Consider the following 19,934-nt stretch of genomic DNA (forward strand, 5'->3'; position numbering starts at 1 on the left):
GAGGCCCCGCCGTGGGTGAGCGGTATCCGCCGATTGAGCCGTACGAGAGCGGAATGCTCGACGTCGGTGACGGCAACCTCGTGTACTGGGAGGCCTGCGGTAATCCGGACGGCAAGCCGGCGCTCGTCGTCCACGGCGGGCCGGGGTCCGGGTGCCGCACCGGGATGCGCCGGTACTTCGACCCGGATCGGTACCGCGTCGTCCTGTTCGACCAGCGCGGCTGCGGGCGCAGCACTCCACACGCGAGCGATCCCGCGACCGACATGCGGCACAACACCACCCCGCATCTGATCGCCGACATGGAGCAGCTGCGGGAGCACCTGGGGATCGACCGCTGGCTGCTGTACGGCGGCTCGTGGGGCTCCACGCTGATCCTCGCCTACGCCGAGTCGTACACCGAGCGCGTGTCGGAGATCGTCATCGCCGCCGTCACCAGCACCCGGCGCTCCGAGATCGACTGGCTCTACCGAGGCGTCGGGCGGTTCTTCCCCGAGCAGTGGGAACGCTTCCTCGCCGGTGCCCCCGGCACGCCGCGCGACGGTGACATCGTCGCCGCGTACGCCCGTCTGATGGAGCATCCGGACGCCGCCGTACGGGAGAAGGCCACGGCCGACTGGTGCGCCTGGGAGGACGCGGTCCTCTCCGGGGAGACCACCTCCAAGCCTTACGGCGACCGTCCCCCGGCCGCCCGACTGGCCTTCGTGCGCATCTGCTCGCACTACTTCGCCCACGGCGCGTGGCTGGAGGAAGGCGTGCTGATTCGCGAGGCCGGCCGGCTGGCCGGCGTACCGGGCGTCCTGATCCACGGCCGGCTCGACATGAGCGGACCGCTCGAAACCGCGTGGGAGCTCAACCGCGCCTGGCCCGACGCGGAGTTGATCGTCGTCGAAGACGCAGGACACATAGGCAGCGAGACGACGCGCGACCACGTACTCCGAGCCCTCGACCGGTTCGCCGTTCCGGCTTGACCCCGACTCGTCATCGATCTGCCGCAGAAAGGCCAAGGGCCTGGTCCGTCGGCGCACCGGCGGCTGAGCCGGAGAGGCATCAACCGACCGGCGGACCCTCGCCGACCGGCGCGGCCTGTGGGAAGCGGTCTCGCAGGTGCCGCAAGCTGCGTTCCTCCAGCGCGATCAGCAGCCTCGACACGGTCTCCGGCGCCGTACGGGCCGCGGTCAAGATCTTCTCCAGGTCGGCGAAGAGGCCCGGTACGTCGAGCAGCTCGGCGGCCCGCAGGCACGAGATCACGCCGCGGCGGGCGCTGCGCGGCGTCGGTGGGGTGACGGCCTGCCACAGGTATGCGCGCTGCAGCCGGTTGACCGTCGTGCCGGTACGGACCAGCGCCTGGGTAAGGGTCGCCAGCACGTCGGAAAGCAGGAAGGTGACGTCGAAGGTGTTCCGCGCCGGCGTGCCGCCGCCGGCCGCGAGGCGGTCCCAGGCGCCCAGGTGGTGCGGGCCGGGAATGCCGTGGCGGAAGGCGTCGCGCGGGTCATGCCCGGTGCGGGCGAGCGTTTCCTCGAGCGGTGCCTGCCCGTCGAGGCGGTACGTGTGCGCGACCTCGTGAGTGGCGTACATATCGAGCACCTGCCGCTCGCGTCCGCCGTCCGCCGGTATGTCGCGGAGCAGGGCGACGCCGTACCGCTGCCACGGCGTCAGGCCCGGCGCCGGCCGCGACAGGCGGGCGAGCCAGTCGTAGCCGGCCGCCACCACCTGTACGGACGCCGGCTGGGCGAAGAAGCGGTCACCGACGGTGAATCCGTAGTAGCGGCGCGCGAAGACCGAGGCCGCCCGCTCGGTGACCATGGTGAACGGGTGTCCGGCGTGCCACGCGACGGTGTCCCGGTGCAGCACACCGAAGGAGTGCCGGTTCGCCCAGCGGACACCGTCGCCGTCGACCCTGCCGGTGGCGGTACCGGACAGCAGACCCAGCGCGGCCTCCCGGGCCGCGCCGGGGATCGTGCACACGGCCGCGGGGTCGATGTCGTGCTCGCTCAGTGGCCCGTAGTCGATGTCTTTGAGCCGTGACACCACGTGGGCCAGTGCCGCGCCGCGTCGCGCCGGCCGGTCGAGGTAGGCGCGGACCGCCTCGAGCCCGTCGGCCCGGGCCAGTTCGCGCAGCAGCACGTGGGAGGGGTCGTCCAGCGGATGCCCGGCGGCAAGCCGGGAGTCCGTCACCCCGGTCAGCACCCGCAGGTGTTCCGCCCGGCCGAGGAGGGTCAGGGCGTCGTCCATCCCACCAGTGTGACGGCCGTGGTCAGGCGGGCAAGGCTCGGACTACGCCGGCCCGTCAACCGCGGCGATCAGGAAATTCGGCATACGGACGTAGCTCCCGATCCCGCGGATCGAGGCAGGTTCAATCCCAGACCAGATCGTAGGCATTGAATCGCTGATCGATATCCGCGGTCAGCCCGGTCACGTTCGCGATCACGCTCCACAGGAAGTCCTCATCGGGTCCCCAGGAGGGAATCTCGACCTGATCCTCGATCGGGAGCGGTTCGCCGACGGTCCCGCCGAGAACATTCGAGGACTGGCCGTTCTCGTAGCAGACGTGGCGGACCAGCCCGCCGTCGTCGAAAAGCCAGAACGCGTAGGTGCTCATCACGCTGGAGAACAGAACGGCCAGCGCCCGGGTTCCCTTGAGCGTGTCCAGCTCACTGCGGTCCAGCCAGCCCTCCACCTTGCCTGCGAACCGGCCCTCGGGGTCCCACATCTGACTCCAACCGGCCGTCTCGGCGAGATAGACGCGCTCGCTGGGCGAGAAGGACCATGCCTGATCGGCCGTCACCTGCTCGTCGTCGAGGACGTAGTCGACGAGGTCCGGAAGAGAGTCAACCAGATCATCGACAGAGCGATCGCGTACGAAGAGTGCCGTTGTGTTCCAGCCCATGCCGACGGATCTTTCACGTCACCAGCACACGCTGTCAAAATCCCCGAACAACCGAGCGAGACCATCGCGTGCTGGACCTTCAAGCGCCTCTACTCGTGCAGGTCAGCCCCGCCGCCCGGCCTCGACCGCGTCCCCGTCGAAATCCAGGCAGAGCTCCGCGTGGAGTGCCCGAGGCCGGAACCGCGCTGATCTTCGTTTCGTCGAATGCGGAGTCGACGAAGGGGCGGCTCCGGTGACATTCCGGCGTAGGAGGCTCAGCGGCAGGGACGCGCTCATCGCCGGCGTTGTCGGCTGGGGGCTCTACCTGACGGTGTTTCTGGTCAGTCAGGTGGCCCCCTTCGGGCCATCGCCTCACGATCGGGTCTGCCAGTCGTACCGGGACGACGAGAGGATTCTGTCGATCTCCCTGTACCCGAGTTCCGGTTCTTCGCTGGACGGCACGGAAGCCGGCCGCGCAGCGATGGGGGCCGCCGAACTGCAGCGGCAGCAGGAGCACGACACCCTCGTCACGAGCCACCCGGACTGCTTCAGCGCGCAGCAGGTCCAAGCCGCCTCAGCCAGGCTCCGGACCACCGTCGGCTGACCACCGGGGCTGGAGGACGAGGTTCGCGCCAGCGAGTTGTTACTTCCCGAGTTGGGACTCCATGCCGACGACCGCCAACTCGACGCAGTTGTCACCTGAGCTGCCGCTCCGGCTGCTCTTCCGCCAATCGGTAGTCATCGCGCGACCTCTACCTCGGCTTCAGCGATGCTGACTTCCACGCAGTTGTCGCCGGAATGGCCGCTTCTACTACTCCTACGCCAGCAGGTAGTCATTTCGTCACCATGGCCACGGCGTGGGTGATGGTGACTTCCACACAGTTACCGCCCGAGCTTCCGCTGCGGCTGCTCTTGCGCCAGTCCGTGAGTAGGCGAGGGGTGTTCACAATGCCTCCCGGATCAACCTGGTGCTCTCATCGACGCTGACGGCTCGAGCCCGGATCAACTCGAAACGAGTGATGGTCCGCGCTACATCCTTCTGCTGTTCGATCATGTGCCCTCCACCTGCAGCTTCTGCGTAGGCCATATCCGCGCCATCGTCGAAGCTGAGGATCGAGAAGCCGCCTTCCAGGCCAATGTACTCACCTACTGATGACGGAACGACCTGGATTGTGACGTCGTGACGCTCGGTCATCGTCAGGAGGTGCGTGATCTGCTTGCGCATGACTTCGGCGCCGCCGATCTGTCGTCTGAGAACGCCCGCGTCAATGACGACCCAGAGACGGGGCGGAGTGGGCTCCTTACGGTGAAGAATCTTCTGCCGTTCCAAGCGAGCGGCCACGGCCTGGTCCAGTTGGTCCGGGCTCTGATCGGTGGCGAGCAGCGCGCGGGCGTACTCCTCGATCTGAAGGAGACCAGGGACGACGAGCGGCTCGAACATCCGGATGTTCGCTGCGTCGGGCTCCTTCCGTGCGAAGGGACGGAAGAAGTCGGGGAGCTCTTCGCGGATGATGAGGCCGTGGAGCCAGCCGAAGCGGTCGGTGGCGAAGAAGGTGTCGAGGTCCTTGGCGTGGTCGGAGGTGGGGGAGCGGAACGCCGTCTCGAGGTTGCCGACTGCGGACTTGGCCCAGTGCAGGCGATCGGCCAGCTCGGCCTGGGAGAGCTTCACGTACTCGCGATGCTTGCGCACCTCGAAGCCGAAGTAGGCCGTGAGGCTCTGATCCGGCGTTAGGGCTTTGGGGGGTTTTGGCATTGTTCGCATCCATTCGGTGTCCACAAGGCGGAGCCCGCTCACGTGTGGATATGAAGCTGATGCAGAGAGTAACAATGCGGTACGACGATTAGCGGGTCAACGGAGGATTCGGCCGGCGAGAGCCGCGTCGAGAGATGACAGGCATGGCCCATGGATCACCTTCCGGCGTCCCAGGCGCTGTCGTTCACGGCTACCGAGAGCACCGTTCCCGCCATTCGCCGATGGGTCTCGATAGTCATCGGTGAGTTCGGCCGGCACGACCGGTGTTCCGACGCCGAACTGATCATTTCCGAACTCGCGACCAACGCGGTCAAGGCCGCACCCGGGAAACTCATCAAAGTGATGATCACTCGGGACGGCGAGGGAAGCGTCCTCTCCGTCTGGGACCCGTCCCCCGAACTCCCGGAGGTCGGATCCGACCCGCTCGCCGACCTGGACGACGACGACTTCGACCACAACGGCGGACGCGGCCTGCTCCTCGTGGCCGCCGCCGCCACCGCGTGGGGCTGCACACCGACCCCTGACCAGGGAGGCAAGTGGGTATGGGCGCGGATTTGAGCGGCCGACTTCGAAATCACTTGGATGCGGGGCGTGCTATGCGCTCCAGCTCTGCCAAGAATGGGCTTTTTTGAGCGCTTCGGCGCGCGCCATCAGTTTGGCTCGTTCGCCCTCTGGTCCAAAAAGCATGAGCAGTTCGATCGACTCATGGTCCGCGTGCCCCATCCAGTGCGGTACACCTGTGTCGAACTCCGCGGATTCGCCGGGTTTCAGCACGAAATCCTGATCACCCAACAGGACGCGTAGCCGGCCGCTGAGGACGTATAGCCACTGGAAACCTTTGTGGCTGCATGGGTCGGGTGGAGGCAGCGTGTGCCGGGCCGGGGAAAACATCTTGTACGCCTGGATTCCGCCTGGGCGTCGGGTAAGCGGGACGAACACCGCTCCGTGACGGTGGATCACCGGCATGCGCTTGTCCTGGCGCTCGGAGTCGGGAAGGCCGACCAAATCATCGAGCGTGACGTCGTACACACGGGCCAATGGGACCAACTGCGCCAACGTCGGCCGTAGGCGCCCGGTCTCCAGTCGAGACAATGTGCTCTCTGATATGCCGGTGGCCTCCGCAAGTTCGGCGAGCCTCATGTCCCGGCCATGTCGTAGCGAACGCAACCGACGCCCTACGTCCGCGAGTACGTGCGAGGCGTCCATGTCCATGGGCGCTCAGCTTGCCGATCTGCAACATCGATTGCAAGCCGGCCGGCCTCACGATCAAGATCACGGGCATGTCATCAACGGAAGACCCACGAGGCGCGCAGTATGACGTAGCCGTGATCGGCGGTGGTGCCGCCGGTCTGAGCGCCGGGATCACTTTGACGCGTGCTCTGCGCTCAGTAGTCGTCTTCGACGCGGGGCACCCCCGCAACCGGCCGGCCAAAGCGGTCCACGGTTTCCTGAGCCGCGACGGAGCACCTCCCGGCGAACTACTCGCCGTCGGCCGCCGGGAACTGGTGCGCTACGGCGGCTTGGTGCTGTCGCGCAAAGCGGTGTCCGCCCGCAGAAGTGATACCGCTTTCGAAGTCACCGCCGAAGACGGTGACGTGATCCGGGCCCGGCGGCTGATGGTGACCAGCGGGCTTACCGACGAACTGCCCGAGGTGCCAGGGGTACGCGAGCGCTGGGGCAAAGACGTTGTGCACTGTCCTTACTGCCATGGCTGGGAGATTCGCGGACGCGCGATCGGAGTGCTGGCCGGCGGCCCGATGGCGATCCATCAGGCTCTGCTGTTCCGGCAGTGGACCGACGACCTGATGCTGCTGACGCACACCACCACGATGCCGACACCCGATCAGCTCGAGCAACTCGTCGCCCGTGGAATCCAGGTGGTCCCCGGCGTCGTCGAGCGGCTCGAGATCACGGACGACCGACTGCGCGGCGCACGACTCACAGACGGCAACCTCATCGCCCGTGAGGCGATCGTGGTGGCTCCGCGCATGGTCGCCGCATCGCCGGTACTCGAGAGTCTCGGGCTGAAACCGATCGCCCACCCCCTGGGCAGTGCCGTCGGAGCAGCCTATGAGGCGGATCCGACTGGTGCGACGCCGGTCGAGGGTGTCTGGGTGGCGGGCAACGTTCATGACATCCAAGCCCAGCTGATCACCTCGGCGGCGCAGGGAGCCGCGGCTGCGGCGGCGCTGAACGCTCACCTGATCGCCGAAGAGACCAAGGCCGCAGTCGTGCGGTCTCGCGCTGAAGTTTCCCCGTAGGACCTTCTCACTACAACACCGACGATGGCCATATCAGCGTCTTCGGTCTTTTCGATGCGCGGAGAATATCACCGAAAGGCCCCTTCAGTTGCAGGCCTTGTCTATTACTCTGACAATAATACTCGCCATATTTCTCGTTGTCGTGGGATCGCTCCGGATCGCTGGGTATCCGCCTATAAGGTCCGACGCGGAGCGGTTCGGCATTCCTTATATCGCTTATCGGTGGCTTGGGGCGTCGGAACTCATTTGTGCTGCCATCCTGATCTCGGGGCTGGCATTCTGGCCGCTGGCGTTTGCCGCGGCAGCGTACATGGCGGCCGGGGCGGCCGGGGCGCTACTGCTCCACGTACGCGCCGGCGATCCGATGAACAGGCGCGTGGGAGCGCTGGCCGTAGTTTTGATGGCGGCCTCGGTGGGATTGATGAGCGCTTTCAGTCCGTGATCCGAAAGCAAGCCGCAGTGACCGGCGTCTTTTATGAGTTATGGAGGTGAATCATGGACATTAGGTCACTTCGTTATGCGATCACGCTCGCGGAGGAGTTGCACTTCGGCCGCGCCGCGCAGCAGCACTACATCGGCGCCCAACCGTTCGGCCGGCACATCCAGAATCTGGAGCGTGAACTGGGCGTCCGGCTGTTCGAGCGCACCAGCCGGCGGGTCACCCTGACCCCGGCGGGCGCGCGGGTCCTGGCCGAGGCCCGGGCCATCGTGGACGCGGTGGACGCGCTCGCCGACTCGCGCCGCTAGGCCGAACCCGACGAGGGCGATCCCAACCACCTGATGGAGCGTGCGGAGATGCACGCGTGTGGAGACGTTTGGGAGTGCGCCTGGTCTGAGTAGTCATCAGGTGGTCGGTCGCAAACGGTCCGGAACCTTCCCGGATAGGGGAGACGTCTAAGATCACCTGGCTTCGACCTGACCTCTCCCAAAGCTCACCACGGAGACTGGACCACCGATGACCGACGACGGCGAACCGCGTACCCGCCCATCGACCGCACCACGGGTGGAGACCGTCATGTCGTGGACGGTCGACGAACCGGCGGTCAGGAGGGGGCGACGGTGGCGGCCGTACGCGGTCGTGGCGGCACTGATCGCCGTCGTCCTGGCGTTCTGGGGTGCGCCTCGTCTCTGGGCGATGTTCGACGACGGCATGCGCGGGCCGTACGGGCGGTTCCCTCAGCCGGTGGCGGCGCAGCCACCCGTGCACTCGGCGCAACGGGTGGCGTCCGTCCGCAGGTCCACGGTGGTCTACGGCGGGCTCGCGATCGTGCCCGCCGGTGACGGGGTGCGCGCCGTCGACATTGTCACGGGCAGGGTCTACTGGCGCTTCACGAGGAGCAAGCGGGCGCCGGTGGGCGTCGATCGCTCGACGGGCGATGTCTTCCTCCAGTCGACGGGCGACGAGCTGGTGAAGATCAACATCCGTTCGGGCAAGGTCCGGTGGTCCGGAGAGGTGCCCGACATCGGTGACGACGAGTCCGTTGTGCCGGACGCCGACGCGGCGACGCTGGCGTTCATCGGCCGCGACGGAATGGCTGGAATCTCCCGTACGACCGGCAAGGTGCGCTGGATGGAGAAGTGGCCTGGCACCTGCCCGTACGAGAGCATCTTCGCCCACGTGGCCGTGACGCCGGGTACCCTCGCCGTCGCCTGTAACAACTATGACGCGCGGGACAAGGCACTGGTCGGGTTCGACCCGGCGACTGGAGCCACACGGTGGGCGCTGCGCGTCTCACAGTTGTCCGCCGGGGCGTCGGACCCAGACCGTATGGTCAAGGCCCTCGGAGTCGTCAACGGTCGGCTGGCAGTGGCGGTCGGTGACACGACCGGCCTTCTTGACCCGGCGACCGGCCGGATCGTGGCCAAGCGGCGATGGAAGGATCAGACCGCGGCCGCCCTGGACGACGGGTTCCAGGTCAGCCTCTGTGCGGACAAGAAGGACAACGCCATCTGCGGATTCGATCCGGCCACCGGCGGGGAGCTGTGGCGCACCCCGATTCCCGAATCCGGCCACCTCCCCCAGGACGGCGAGAGCCTCGCCGTGGCCGATGGCCGGGTCTACATCGTGTCCGAGGTCCCCCGGAACGACACGGCCGTCTACGAGTTCATCGTCTTCGACGGCCGAACCGGCAGGATCCTCGGCCGCATCCCGATCTCCGGCGACGCGGACTTCATCGGATCTGTCACCGACGGCATCATCACCGTCAGGAGCGGCGGCGCCGCCGGCCTGTACGCCGAGCGCCCCGATATCCGGAACACCCGCAGACTCCCCTCGTAACGGCCGGGGTGCCGGCAATCGGAGCCGGGCTCCTGACAGCCATGGCGGGTCGTTCCGCGCCCGGCTCGGGCGGCGAGCGGAGGCGGCGACGACCGTGTCGACCGGGCGGGAGCCGCCAATGGTCACGGTTGTCTGTCCGGTACGCGCTGCGCGGGCAGCGTGGGAGCGGTGTTGGTCCATCGGGCGCTGACCGGGGTGTAGGCGTTGTGATTTCCGGGAGCGTTCTGATTTCCGACCGCGAGGATATTCGCAGTGGCGGGGTCGATGATGAACCGGTCCTGATATGAACCACCCTGGCGGAAGCTCGGGTCGGTGACGATGAGGCCGATTCCCTCACGGCCGAGCGGATCCCGTTCCTTGCCCAGCGTATTGATCCCCGGGAACGTCGCGAGAAGGCGGAACGCCGCTGCCCGGACCTTCGGCGGTGCTGGTGCGAGGATGAGCAGATCCCGGACGGCGTCGTACATTCCTTCGGTCGGCGTACGGCCGAAACTCTTCAACGCGGCCGGATCTGCGAGCGCTTGTAGACGAGCCTTGAGCCGGGCCGGCTCGGTCGGCAGAGCCATGACGTCCGTTACCGAGACCTTGTGGCGGGATTCGCCGAGGAGAATGCTGCGCGGGCCTTTGACATAACGGCCCGGCAGGGTGCTTTCGGTGGCCAGGCGCCACCCATGAGGAGCCGCTTTCCCCGCCGGCCATGGCCGCAGCACCTCCGAATCATCCGGACCGTCCGACATCGGGCCACAGCATTCAGGGCGGGGCTTGGCTTTGATGAACACCGTCGGGGAGCCGTCGCGGCGCCATGCGGCAGCGTCGGCCGGGGTCGGGGCGGTGAAGGTCGGGTCGCCGCCTTGCAGATACCAGCTGAGATCTTTGGGCGACCGTGCGATCCAGACGTTGGTCTGGTCGACGGTCATGGCAAGCCGGTACCGGATGCGGCCGTGTTCGACGGTGACGGGTTCGGGGACGTTACGGATCTCGGCGTGCCAGTAGCGGCCCGTCGTGGATGGTCGTCCCTCGGACGTGGTCGCAGCCGCCAGCAGGATCTGCCGCGCGCTCATCGGCTGATCCTTGGACGACCGGTCCGCCGGTCCACCCACGCCGAAAACGGCCACGAGCGCCGCGGCGCCGACGGCCGTGGCCGCAAGGCCGGCCATCCAGACTCGGCGGCCTCGCCGACCGCCCGGTCGTACGGCGTTCTGGTTCGAGGTCAGCAGCGCGCGGCCGGTGGCGACGACCTCGGGACTCGGACCCTGCGCTTCCGGCAGTGCCTGGCGAAGCATCTGCAACTCATCCATCGCTTACTCCTCCTCGAATGGGTCATTGGGTCCCAGTGCCTCGCGCAGTTTTCGCCTGGCGCGGTTCAATCGGGAGCACACGGTCCCGTACGGGATGTCGAGCGCCGTGGCGACCTGCTCGTAGGAGAGCTCCGCGAGAGCCACCATCAACACGACGTCGCGATCGCCGGGACTCAGCCGTGCGAGTGCCTTGAGGAGCTGTGGCCGCATCCCCAACGCGACGATCCGGGCGTCCGGCCCGTCCTCATGGACCTCAACGCTCTCCGCCGCACCGGCTCGGGCGAGCGCCTTGTACGCGGCGACCTCCCGGCGCCGATGCCGCCTGATCAAGTTGGTGGCGATCCCGTACAGCCAGGCACGCGCATCGCCGCGAGCGCGGTCATAGCGCTGACGCTGCCGGAACGCGGCAACGAACGTCTCAGCCGCGAGATCATCGGCGATGTCCCGACCCAACCGGCGCTCGACATACTTGTGGATCTCCACGAAATACGCGTCGTAGATCTCGGCGAAGCGTTCGGGGGCCTCCCAGGACGCCTGAATCACCGCCGCGTCCTCATCCCGAAACCTTCCAGGCGCGCGGGGAGTCAGGCATCGGTCGGATTCAAAGCCCATGCGGTGTTCCGCTCATGAACGTGACCCTCCTCTGCGGACAGCTGACACCTGTTCTTGCCACGAGGCCCATCAGCCCTTCACGCCCGAGGACAGCCGGGGCCACGACCACGACTCGCAGCGTCGGAGACAGTGAAAGCCGACCCCGGGAGGGGGCCAGGACGCCGGGGTCCGCGATCTCCCGCGAGGAGGCGGGAGCCGGTTGGTGAGGGGCGCGAGCGGTGCAGGCGTCCGACGGTTGCTGGTACGTGCGCGGACCGATGAGTTTCTCGGCGAGTTCAAGTCATCATCAGGACGGCACGTAGACACGGAGGCATGATGGGCCGGCTTGCTGCCGCTGCTTCACCAGCGTCGGTTGGCTGAGCATGCCTCATTGACCTAAGGATGTGACATGTTCGACAGCGAACCGGATGTCGTGCTGGGGCCGTTCTCGTCTCCGGGCGCGCAGGCGACGCCGTGGGCGTCGGCGTTGGCGGTCCTCGGTGAGGCGGAGGTGTTCTGGCTCTCTACGGTGCGGCCTGACGGGCGACCGCACGTGACGCCGTTGTTGGCGGCTTGGAGTCTGGGCGGCCTGTGCTTCACCACGGGTGCTCAGGAGCGCAAGGCGCGGAATCTTGAGCGTAATCCCCGCTGCGTGCTGACGACCGGCACGAATGCCTTGACCGGTATGGATGTCGTCATCGAGGGTGTCGCATCCGTGGTGGATGAGCGCTCCGAGCGTGAACAGGCCGCCGCGGACTTCGAGCAGAAGTACGGCGCGCATCTGACCAGCCCCGAGGGTGTCTGGTACCGGTTGGGCGAGGCCGTCATCGCCGGCGACGTCAAGCTGTATCGAGTCGCGCCGACCGTCGGATTCGCCTTCGGCAAGCTGCCGACGTCCAGCGAGACTCGCTACACGTGGCCGAGCGGGTGACGGCGATGCCCTCACTGCAGCAAAAGGTTCAGAGCGTCCTCGACGAACTCGTCGATACCGGAGCCGAAACCGGCTTGCAGGTCGCCGTTCACCACCACGGTGCTCTTGTCGTCGACGCCGTCGCCGGCGTCGCCGACGGCCGGACCGGGCGCAGGGTGACCCCCGAGACCCCGTTCTTCAGCTTCTCCGCCGGCAAGGTCATGACGGCGCTGATCGCTCACCTGCTCGTCAGGACCGGTGCCGTCGGGTACGACACACCAGTGGTCGACCTGTGGCCGGAGTTCGGTGCCCACGGCAAGGCGACCGCGACTCTTCGGCACGTGCTCACACACTCGGTCGGGGTGCCGGCGATGCCTCGTGGCATCGGCCCTGCCGACCTGACCGACTGGTCGCGGGTCTGCAGCGCGATCGCCGAGGCCGAACCGCGGTGGCGGCCCGGGACCGAGACGGGATACCACGCGTTCACCTTCGGCTTCCTCGTCGGCGAGGTCGCCCGCCGGGCCACCGGCAAGCCGATGCGGCAGCTCCTCCATGAGTGGGTCACCGTGCCCCTGGGCATCGACGGTGACCTGTACTTCGGTGTGCCCCGAACCGACCTGGCCCGGCTGGCACGGCTCGAAGACGCCGCACCGCTCCCGGTCGCCCCACCTGACGGCGACGCCATTCTCGCGCCCTGGGAACTGCGACCGACCGCGGCCATGGGCAACAGCCACGAGATCCTGCAAGCGGACATCCCGTCGGTCGGCACCTTCACCGCGCGGGGAATCGCCGCCATGAACGCCGCGGTCCTCGACGGTCGGCTCATCGATTCACGCCGGCTCGAGGAATTGACGGCGGTGGCCTTCGAGGGCACCGACCAGGTCTTCGGTAACCACGCGCGGATGGCCCTGGGCTATCCGCTCGGCCGCATCGGTACCCGGCCGGACGAGGCACCCACCACGTTCGGCTGGGTCGGTGGTGGCGGCAGTTACGTCTATGCGGACACCGCCACCGGCACCTCCTTCGCCATGACCAAGACCCGTCTCACCCCCCACTTCAACACCGCACAACGACTCGCGGATCTGACCACAGCCGAGATCAACCCACATGCTTGAGCCCGGGACACGCACCGGGTGAGGCCGGTATAGGGCTACTTCACGGCCCCGCTGGTGATTCCGGAGATGATCTTCCGCTGGGCGACGGCGAACACGGCGATCAGCGGGAGGCTCATGAGGATCACGTACGCGAAGATGAGGTGCCAGTTGTTGAGGTACAGGCCCGCGCTGGCGACCTGGAACAGGTTGAGCGGCAGGGTGTCGATGCGGCCGCCGATGACGAAGAACGCGTAGAAGACGTCGTTCCACACGTACAGGCAGATCAGGATGGTCGCGGTCGCGAGCACCGGCCGCAGCAGCGGGAGCACGACGCGCACGAACACCCGTACCGGCCCGGCGCCGTCGATCTGCGCGGCCTCTTCCAGGGAGGCCGGGATCGTACGGACGAAACCGGTCACGAAGAAGATCACGGTGGACAGGTAGATGCCCATGTAGACACCGATCATCCCGACCGCGCTGCCGGCCAGGCCCAACTGGCGCAGCAGCAGGACCAGGGTGACGACGGCGGGCGGCAGCACGATGCCGCTGATGCCGAGGGCGTACAGCATCGCGGTGAGGCGGGTGGCCCGGCGGGCCAGGATCCAGGCGGCCATCGATCCCAGGACGAGGACGCCCACCACGGACGGGACGACGACCAGAAGGCTGCCGAAGAACGCCGTGGGGATCCGGCCCTGGTGCCAGACCTCCGCCAGGTTGTGGAACAGCCGCCAGTGACTCGGCGGCGACAGGTTCGGCGTCAGCGCCTCGCCCTGGGACTTGGCGGCGGTCGCGACGACCAGCCACAGCGGGATCCCGATCAGGACCGCGACGAGCGCGATCGCGCAGAACGGCTGCAGCCGTCGCCAGATCGACGCATCGCTGAGCCTGGTACCACGTGAGGTGACGGCGTTCAAAGGATCTCCTCGCGCTTGCGCAGGATGGCGATGACGGGGAAGGCCATGAGCGCCACGACGAGGAACAGCATCAGGCTCATGGTGGTGGCCTGGGCGAACAGCCCCTGGCCGAAGGTCCGGAAGATGAAGATGTTGAGGATCTCCGTCGTACGGGCGGGGCCGCCGCCGGTGGTGGCCTGAACGATGTCGAATCCGTTCATCGAGCCGAGGAGCGCGGTGGAGACGTTGAAGGTGACGGCGGGGGCCAGGAACGGGAACCGGACCGACCAGAACATCCGCCAGCGGGAGGCGCCGTCGATGCGCGCCGCCTCGGTGATCTCCGCCGGGATGGTCTTGAGGCCGGCGAGGTAGATGAGCATGGACAGGCCCATCCACTTCCAGGCGTGGATCACCGAGACGGTGACGATCGTCCAGGTCGTGTCCCCGAGCCACGGATAGCCGACGTGGTGCCCCAGTACGAGGCCCAGGAGCCGGTTCATGCTGCCGTCGGGCTTGAGCAGCGCCTGGAAGATGTAGCCGACGGCGAGCGCGGACATCAGCACCGGGATGAGGAAGAAGACCCGGGCGAAGCGGTTCACGACGGTGTCGCGCTCGAGCAGGACCGCCAGCACGAAGCCGAACACGTTCTGGAAGACGGCCACCAGGACCGCGTAGACGACGGTGATGCGGAGCGCGCGCAGCAGGGTGCCGTCGGAGAGCAGGTCCCGGAAGTTGGCGACTCCGACCGGGCGGATCGCGCTCTTGAAGCTGGACCAGTCGGTGAAGGCGTAGATGAAGTTGAACAGCGTGGGCACGAAGAAGAAGACCAGCAGGATGAGGAACGCCGGCGCCAGGAACCACATCGGATGCGTGCGATGCGCGTTGCCGCGGCCGCGTCGCCGCTGACGAGGCGCCTGAAGCGTGGTCGGCGTCTCCCGCACGGCTCTTTCCTTGACCGAGTGCACGTGTCGGACTCCTTCGCGGAGGGGGTGCCGGAGTGCGGCTCCGGCACCTCCGAGGGACGAGTGATCAGAAGCCAGGTGCCCCGGCGGCCTTGGCGAGCTGCGCGAACTGGTCCTGGGTGGTCGAGGCCACCTTCTCCGGCGACATCTTTCCGGCGATCATGTCGGAGAGGTTGAGGTACAGGTCGGGGTTGGCGACGGCGAGGGCCTGCATCGAGCCGACCGAGGTGGGCAGGGAGGCGTGCACGGCCAGCAGGGCCTGCGGCACACCCGCCGGGTTCGGCACGGAGGGCTCCAGCGACACGGTGTTCTGGGTGGTGATGAAGTTCTTGTAGTCGGGGCCCATCCAGAAGGACAGCAGCTGCCGGGCGGCCGCCTCACGCTTGGTGTCGCCGGTCTTGAACGCGACCAGGGCGTTGGACTGGTCCGGGATGTACGTGCCGACGTTCCCGGACGGTGAGATCGGGAAGAACCCGATCTTCTTGTCGAGGGTGGCGGTGTCCGCGCTCGCCTGCAGCTCGCCGAAGAAGGAGTTCACCTGCATGGCCATGGCGGCCGTGCCGCCGAGCAGCGCCTTGCCCTGGTCCTCGAACTTCGCGGTCTTGATGTTGGAGTTGAACAGTCCTTCGTCGATCAGGGACTTGTACTTCTTGATCGCTCCCAGCACGGTCGGGCCGGTGAACGTCTCCTTCTTCGTGTTGATCCGGTCCCAGAGCCCGCTCTTCGCGGCGTCGGCGAGCTGGACCTGAACCCACCACTGGGTGGCCCACTTGTCGCCGCCCATCTCGTAGAACGGGGTGACACCCTTGGCCTTGAGCCTGCGTGCGATGGCGATCATCTCGTCGAAGTTCTTCGGCGTCTGGGTGATCCCGTTGGCGGCGAAGACCTCCTTGTTGTAGTAGACGCCTTCGACCGCCGGGCTGGTGATCAGCGCGGCGTAGCGGGTGTTGTCGAGGAGCCCGGTCATGTCCTTGAGGGCGGGCGAGAGCTTCGACAGCCAGGGGGCGCCGGTGAGCGGTTGAAGATTGGCCTTCGCGTTGATCGCCGTCAGCATGGACGCGGTCGGCTGCCAGAACGCCAGGTCCGGCTTGTCGCCGGTGGCGACCTTCGTCTGCACGCCCTGCTCGTACGGGTCGGGGATGGTGACGACCTTGACGGTGGCGCCCGTCGCGGTGTGGAAGGCGTCGATGACCTGCTTGGGCACGGTGTTGCTGTTCTGGGCGGCCCAGATCGTCAGGTTGACGCCGGCGAGCTTGGCCGAGGGGTCCGTCCAGGTCGCCGCGGCAGTGCCACCAGACGAGGAGCCGGCACCGGGGTCGCTGCAGGCGGTGGCGGCCAGGCTCAGCGCGAGCGTCGCCGCCACACCGAGGAGGGTCCTTCTCTTCATCGCAGATCCTTTTCGGGAGGGGGACCCCGCCCTGCTGTGGCAGAGCGGTCAATCTAGCGGTTCAGATGCTGTTCTTGCTGGTAGGGCGGATGCGAATGAGGCGTGCGGCGACCGTTTCGGTGTCGGGTGCCTGGATGGACAACCGGCCGGTCCGGGCATCGAAGTGCCGCCCGAAGGAGGGGAGATGGCGGGGGAAGAGCGTGTCGATCTCCACGTCGGCGCCCGCCAGGTGCGGCAGGGACAGCACCGCGTCGTCGGTCGTCCCGCCCCGGTACCAGACGGTCACGTACGTCGTGTCGCCGCGGCGCAGCGCCAGGCTGAGCCACGGATCCGACCAGCCGGGCAGGCCCAGCGGCCACAGCGGCGTGGCCGCCGCCAGTTCGGCCCGGATGTCGCGGTGGACGGCGACGGCGTCCCGTACGGAGGCGAGCTGCCGGTCCGTCATCCGGTCGAGGTGGCCGGACAGGTAGAGGCGACCGAGAAGGCCGGTGCACAAGGTGAAGGCGATCTGCTCGTCGCTCATCTCCGGCTGCGGGTACGCCCAGTTGCCGGCCTGCTCGGGCAGCAGCGACATCGGCGCCGCGGCGGCGATCGGCGGGTAGCGCAGGAAGTCCTGCTGGTCGCTGGTCGACTGCAGCTGCATCCGCGACAACATCGCGTAGTCCATGCGCATCGCCCCGGACGCGCAGTTCTCCAGGATGAGGCCTGGATGCCGGTCCAGGACACCGTCCAGCCAGGCCAGGTGGGCGCGGTTGTGGGCCAGCAGGCCCGCCCCCGCGCTGTCGGCGTCGCGGTCGGTGCCGACGCCGGGGTCGATGTTGTAGTCGAGTTTGAAGTAGCCGACGCCGAGCTGTTCGACCAGCCGGTTGATCGTCTCGTCCAGGTGCGCGACGGCGCGGGGGTGCCGCAGGTCCAGGTGGTAGCGGCCGTGCTCGACCACCCGTACGCCGCCGCGCTGCAGGAACGCCTCCTCGGGCAGCTTGTCGGCGATCGGGCTGCGGACACCGATCACTTCGGGTTCCAGCCACAGCCCGGGCACCATCCCCCGCCGCCGGATGTGGGCGAGGACCTCTTCGATCCCGCGTGGGAACCGTGCCTGGGACGGCTCCCACGCGCCGACGCTGTCCCACCAGTTGCCGTCGCCGTACCAGCCGGCGTCGACGCAGAACACCTCGGCGCCGGCGCCGGCCGCCGCATCGATCAACGGAAGCAGTTTCGCGGTGGTCGGGTCGCCGCTCAGAGTGTTCATGTAGTCGTTGAACACGACCGGGAGGGCGTCGCGGTCGGGGTGCGGCCGCACGAGGGCGCGCCGGTGGGCCGTCAGCGCGGCGACCGCGCCGTGCAGACCCTCGCCGGAGACGGCGACCGACACCGGAACGGTGGTGAAGGATCCGCCGGGCTGAAGGTCGTGCTGCCACTGGTGGTCGAGATCGGTCGGGCCGAGCAGCGCGACGTAGGCGCCGTCGAGACGTTCACCGGTCTCCCAGCGCCACGCGCCGTTGTGCTCGATCTGCCACAGCCAGGCGTCTCCGCCCTCCCGGTCGATCAGGCCGCCGGTCGGCAGGACGTCGGCGGTGGACCAGGCGCCGGTGCTGATGGCCGCGAACCGCCCGCGGCCGTTCTGCCCGTGGAACGGCAGGTTGAGGTCGACCGCGATCTCCCGGAAGGGGCGACGGCTCCATCGGCCCTCGCCGATCCACTCGCCGGACCCGCGTACGAGGTCCAGCCGATCGACCGGATGGCCGAGGAATCCGGCGGAGAACGACGACACGCCCAGCAGCAGGACCGGCCGGTCGCCGTGATTGGTCACGCGGACCTGACTCTGTACCGCGCTCACGCCGTCGGCCGAGCGGAGCGTGACCTCGCCCCGCAGGCCCGTCGGCTCGTCTCGCAACGCGATGCGCAGCAGGTGCCACCTGCCGTCCCGGGACCGCTCACTGCCGGCGAATTCCAGGCGGCGGCCGATCGTGGTCTCGGAGAACCGCTGCGATATGGCGTCCCGTCCCGTACCGGCGGTGAGGATCTCCACCAGCGGCTGCGCCGTGGGGCCCGGGGGAGGGCCGGCGTGGCCGGGCGTCATCGTGCGCACGCTCACCGGCCGTCCCGGGGTGACGTCCACGACGAGGGACAACGCCGAGTGCCCCCACGTGATGCTCGTTCCGTCGTCGAACGCGCTCAACTGCTGCTCCTTCTCATGCCGGTGGGAGGACAAGGGATCGGGGCCTGTCTTCGCGGGGTCGCCGGGAAGACCGGGCACCTGGCCGCTCGGATCGCGGTGCCGGGCGCCATCGGCGCTCGGCGGGTGTGCCCGCCATGGAGACGCCGATCGGCTGTTTCGTCGCTCTGCTAAAGGTCGTCAGGGCCGGTCACCGGCCGATCGGCTGCCCGATCGACCAGATATGTGACCGGTCACATGCGGATGAGTGTGACCGGTCACATTTCGAAATGGAAGGTCCCGTTACCGTCTTGTTACAAGCGGATGTCTAACGCGTCGCCCGAGGTGGGGCGGTCGACTCCCGGACGACCAGGTTCGGGGAGGTCAGCGCGATCTCCGGACGTGGCCGGCCGTCGAGTTCGGCCGCCAGGGCGGCGAGGCAGGCCCGCCCCCAGCCCGCGAAGTCCATGCGGATGGTGGTCAGGGCCGGAATCCAGTACGCCGAGCCGGGAACGTCGTCGAACCCGACGAGGCTGACGTCGCCGGGAACGTCCCGGCCCGCGTCGTACAGGGCACGACGTACGGCCATCGCGGTGTCGTCGTTGCCGCACAGGATCGCCGTCACCGCGTCGTCGGCGGCCAGCGCGCATCCTGCCTCGTACGCCGATCGGGCGTCCCACCCGGCGGCCACGATCTCCGGGACCGGAGCCTCCGCCTCCAGCAGGGCGTGCCGCCACCCCGCCTCGCGTCCTCGCGTCCCGGCTTCGGAGGGGATCGCCACGTGGTGCACCGTACGGTGCCCGAGCGACAGCAGGTGCCGGGTCGCGTCGGCGGACGCCTGCTGCTCGTCCAGGCAGATCGTCGTCCGCCCGGCCTCGGCGAGAGCACCCGGCTCGACCGCCGCGACCGCCGGGACGTCGCCGGGGAGCTGACGCAGCAACTCCATTCCTGCGGCGTCGAAGGCGATCACCACCACGCCGCCCACGCTCGGGTCGCTGACGTGCTCGACGGCCTGCCGGATGTCGCCGGAGCGGGCGGACTCGATCACCTGGACGCCGACGGCGAGCCCCTCTTCGCGGGCGGCCTCCTCGATGCCCTGAAGCGTGGCGGCGTAGCCGTACAGCGTCGTGTTCGAGGTGACGACCGTGACGGCGCGGGCCCGCCCGAAGCCGAGCGCGCGGGCCGCGCGGTTGGGCCGATAACCCAGCCGTTCGATCGCGTCCATCACCTGGTGCCTGGTCACCGGCCGCACTCTCGGCGAGTCGTTGAGGACCCGGGACACCGTCTGATAGGAGACGCCGGCCGCCGCCGCGACGTCCCTGATGCTCGGTGCCGCGTCCCGGCGCTTTCGGGAGGGGGCCCGCTCAGGAGACGGTTGGCTCACGCCGTCATGGTGATCGCTCGACCGACGCCCGGTCAAACCGGCAGTGTCAGCTGGACCAGCGGTTTCGCCGCCGGCGGCCCGGTTTCCGCCGGTATCGAAAGC

23 protein-coding genes are annotated in these 19,934 nt (G+C 68.1%); 9 read left to right on the top strand and 14 right to left on the bottom strand.

Features of this window, described 5'->3' with window-relative positions; all coding sequences use genetic code 11:
* Positions 1 to 11: 11 nt before the first annotated feature.
* A complete protein-coding gene (gene pip, locus ACQP2O_RS08195; protein ID WP_433181395.1) occupies positions 12 to 968 on the top strand; it encodes a prolyl aminopeptidase in 957 nt (318 codons plus the stop codon).
* A gap of 79 nt (positions 969 to 1,047) precedes the next feature.
* On the opposite strand, the gene ACQP2O_RS08200 is transcribed toward pip, so the two are convergent.
* Together ACQP2O_RS08200 and ACQP2O_RS08205 are read right to left on the bottom strand one after the other, a co-directional pair.
* The gene (locus ACQP2O_RS08200; protein WP_433181397.1) at positions 1,048 to 2,232 is read right to left on the bottom strand and encodes a hypothetical protein; all 1,185 of its coding nucleotides are present in this window, start codon (positions 2,230 to 2,232) and stop codon (positions 1,048 to 1,050) included.
* 121 nt (positions 2,233 to 2,353) lie between these two features.
* The gene (locus ACQP2O_RS08205; RefSeq protein WP_433181399.1) at positions 2,354 to 2,785 is read right to left on the bottom strand and encodes a hypothetical protein; all 432 of its coding nucleotides are present in this window, start codon (positions 2,783 to 2,785) and stop codon (positions 2,354 to 2,356) included.
* 334 nt (positions 2,786 to 3,119) lie between these two features.
* On the opposite strand from ACQP2O_RS08205, the gene ACQP2O_RS08210 reads away from it, so the two are divergent.
* Positions 3,120 to 3,470: a hypothetical protein gene (locus ACQP2O_RS08210; protein WP_433181401.1), complete on the top strand. Its 351-nt coding sequence runs from the start codon at positions 3,120 to 3,122 to the stop codon at positions 3,468 to 3,470.
* Between the two features lie 39 nt (positions 3,471 to 3,509).
* Here the strand turns inward: ACQP2O_RS08210 and ACQP2O_RS08215 are convergent, their stop codons facing one another.
* Genes ACQP2O_RS08215 through ACQP2O_RS08230 form a run of 4 tightly spaced genes read right to left on the bottom strand, consistent with a single transcriptional unit; the run spans position 3,510 to position 4,619 of the window.
* Positions 3,510 to 3,608, bottom strand: a complete 99-nt coding sequence (locus ACQP2O_RS08215; protein WP_433181403.1) for a DUF397 domain-containing protein — start codon at positions 3,606 to 3,608, stop codon at positions 3,510 to 3,512.
* The gene (locus tag ACQP2O_RS08220) at positions 3,605 to 3,703 is read right to left on the bottom strand and encodes a DUF397 domain-containing protein (protein ID WP_433181405.1); all 99 of its coding nucleotides are present in this window, start codon (positions 3,701 to 3,703) and stop codon (positions 3,605 to 3,607) included. Before ACQP2O_RS08220 ends, ACQP2O_RS08215 begins: the two co-directional genes overlap by 4 nt.
* On the bottom strand, positions 3,700 to 3,813 hold the full coding sequence (locus tag ACQP2O_RS08225) for a DUF397 domain-containing protein (protein WP_433181406.1): 114 nt from the start codon (positions 3,811 to 3,813) through the stop codon (positions 3,700 to 3,702). Before ACQP2O_RS08225 ends, ACQP2O_RS08220 begins: the two co-directional genes overlap by 4 nt.
* Positions 3,810 to 4,619 (bottom strand): helix-turn-helix domain-containing protein, encoded by an 810-nt coding sequence (locus ACQP2O_RS08230; protein WP_433181408.1) that lies wholly within the window; start codon positions 4,617 to 4,619, stop codon positions 3,810 to 3,812. The genes ACQP2O_RS08225 and ACQP2O_RS08230 overlap by 4 nt, the downstream gene beginning before the upstream one ends.
* 150 nt (positions 4,620 to 4,769) lie before the next feature.
* Between ACQP2O_RS08230 and ACQP2O_RS08235 the strand changes: the two genes are divergently transcribed.
* Positions 4,770 to 5,177 (top strand): ATP-binding protein, encoded by a 408-nt coding sequence (locus ACQP2O_RS08235; protein ID WP_433181410.1) that lies wholly within the window; start codon positions 4,770 to 4,772, stop codon positions 5,175 to 5,177.
* A 36-nt stretch (positions 5,178 to 5,213) separates the two neighbouring features.
* On the opposite strand, the gene ACQP2O_RS08240 is transcribed toward ACQP2O_RS08235, so the two are convergent.
* Positions 5,214 to 5,831 (bottom strand): helix-turn-helix domain-containing protein, encoded by a 618-nt coding sequence (locus ACQP2O_RS08240; protein ID WP_433181412.1) that lies wholly within the window; start codon positions 5,829 to 5,831, stop codon positions 5,214 to 5,216.
* A gap of 11 nt (positions 5,832 to 5,842) precedes the next feature.
* Here ACQP2O_RS08240 and ACQP2O_RS08245 point away from each other — a divergent pair, with 11 nt between their 5' ends.
* The 4 genes from ACQP2O_RS08245 to ACQP2O_RS08260 all read left to right on the top strand — a co-directional run bounded on the left by ACQP2O_RS08245 (position 5,843) and on the right by ACQP2O_RS08260 (position 9,158).
* On the top strand, positions 5,843 to 6,880 hold the full coding sequence (locus tag ACQP2O_RS08245) for an NAD(P)/FAD-dependent oxidoreductase (protein ID WP_433181414.1): 1,038 nt from the start codon (positions 5,843 to 5,845) through the stop codon (positions 6,878 to 6,880).
* 97 nt (positions 6,881 to 6,977) lie between these two features.
* On the top strand, positions 6,978 to 7,322 hold the full coding sequence (locus tag ACQP2O_RS08250; protein WP_433190966.1) for a DoxX family protein: 345 nt from the start codon (positions 6,978 to 6,980) through the stop codon (positions 7,320 to 7,322).
* A gap of 53 nt (positions 7,323 to 7,375) precedes the next feature.
* Positions 7,376 to 7,627, top strand: a complete 252-nt coding sequence (locus ACQP2O_RS08255) for a LysR family transcriptional regulator (protein ID WP_433181416.1) — start codon at positions 7,376 to 7,378, stop codon at positions 7,625 to 7,627.
* Positions 7,628 to 7,835: 208 nt separating this feature from the next.
* Positions 7,836 to 9,158, top strand: a complete 1,323-nt coding sequence (locus ACQP2O_RS08260) for a PQQ-binding-like beta-propeller repeat protein (protein ID WP_433181417.1) — start codon at positions 7,836 to 7,838, stop codon at positions 9,156 to 9,158.
* A 122-nt stretch (positions 9,159 to 9,280) separates the two neighbouring features.
* On the opposite strand, the gene ACQP2O_RS08265 is transcribed toward ACQP2O_RS08260, so the two are convergent.
* Together ACQP2O_RS08265 and ACQP2O_RS08270 are read right to left on the bottom strand one after the other, a co-directional pair.
* On the bottom strand, positions 9,281 to 10,456 hold the full coding sequence (locus ACQP2O_RS08265) for a CU044_5270 family protein (RefSeq protein WP_433181419.1): 1,176 nt from the start codon (positions 10,454 to 10,456) through the stop codon (positions 9,281 to 9,283).
* A 3-nt stretch (positions 10,457 to 10,459) separates the two neighbouring features.
* Positions 10,460 to 10,999: an RNA polymerase sigma factor gene (locus tag ACQP2O_RS08270; protein WP_433181420.1), complete on the bottom strand. Its 540-nt coding sequence runs from the start codon at positions 10,997 to 10,999 to the stop codon at positions 10,460 to 10,462.
* 457 nt (positions 11,000 to 11,456) lie between these two features.
* Here ACQP2O_RS08270 and ACQP2O_RS08275 point away from each other — a divergent pair, with 457 nt between their 5' ends.
* Complete coding sequence (locus ACQP2O_RS08275; RefSeq protein WP_433181422.1) at positions 11,457 to 11,978, top strand: pyridoxamine 5'-phosphate oxidase family protein; 522 nt, start codon at positions 11,457 to 11,459, stop codon at positions 11,976 to 11,978.
* Positions 11,963 to 13,072, top strand: coding sequence for a serine hydrolase domain-containing protein (locus ACQP2O_RS08280; RefSeq protein WP_433181423.1), 1,110 nt, complete (start codon positions 11,963 to 11,965; stop codon positions 13,070 to 13,072). The genes ACQP2O_RS08275 and ACQP2O_RS08280 overlap by 16 nt, the downstream gene beginning before the upstream one ends.
* Positions 13,073 to 13,107: 35 nt before the next feature.
* Here ACQP2O_RS08280 and ACQP2O_RS08285 read toward each other — a convergent pair whose 3' ends face one another.
* The 5 genes from ACQP2O_RS08285 to ACQP2O_RS08305 all read right to left on the bottom strand — a co-directional run bounded on the left by ACQP2O_RS08285 (position 13,108) and on the right by ACQP2O_RS08305 (position 19,832).
* Positions 13,108 to 13,965, bottom strand: coding sequence for a carbohydrate ABC transporter permease (locus tag ACQP2O_RS08285; RefSeq protein ID WP_433181425.1), 858 nt, complete (start codon positions 13,963 to 13,965; stop codon positions 13,108 to 13,110).
* Positions 13,962 to 14,909 carry a carbohydrate ABC transporter permease gene (locus ACQP2O_RS08290; RefSeq protein ID WP_433181427.1) on the bottom strand — a complete coding sequence of 316 codons (948 nt, stop codon included), beginning with the start codon at positions 14,907 to 14,909 and terminating at the stop codon, positions 13,962 to 13,964. Before ACQP2O_RS08290 ends, ACQP2O_RS08285 begins: the two co-directional genes overlap by 4 nt.
* A 64-nt stretch (positions 14,910 to 14,973) precedes the next feature.
* Positions 14,974 to 16,293 carry an ABC transporter substrate-binding protein gene (locus tag ACQP2O_RS08295; protein ID WP_433181429.1) on the bottom strand — a complete coding sequence of 440 codons (1,320 nt, stop codon included), beginning with the start codon at positions 16,291 to 16,293 and terminating at the stop codon, positions 14,974 to 14,976.
* Positions 16,294 to 16,354: 61 nt separating this feature from the next.
* Positions 16,355 to 18,472: an alpha-galactosidase gene (locus ACQP2O_RS08300; RefSeq protein WP_433181431.1), complete on the bottom strand. Its 2,118-nt coding sequence runs from the start codon at positions 18,470 to 18,472 to the stop codon at positions 16,355 to 16,357.
* A 304-nt stretch (positions 18,473 to 18,776) separates the two neighbouring features.
* Positions 18,777 to 19,832 carry a LacI family DNA-binding transcriptional regulator gene (locus ACQP2O_RS08305; RefSeq protein ID WP_433181433.1) on the bottom strand — a complete coding sequence of 352 codons (1,056 nt, stop codon included), beginning with the start codon at positions 19,830 to 19,832 and terminating at the stop codon, positions 18,777 to 18,779.
* Positions 19,833 to 19,934 lie beyond the last annotated feature (102 nt).

It is taken from the genome of Actinoallomurus sp. CA-150999 (genome assembly GCF_050942425.1).
GTDB lineage: Bacteria > Actinomycetota > Actinomycetes > Streptosporangiales > Streptosporangiaceae > Actinoallomurus.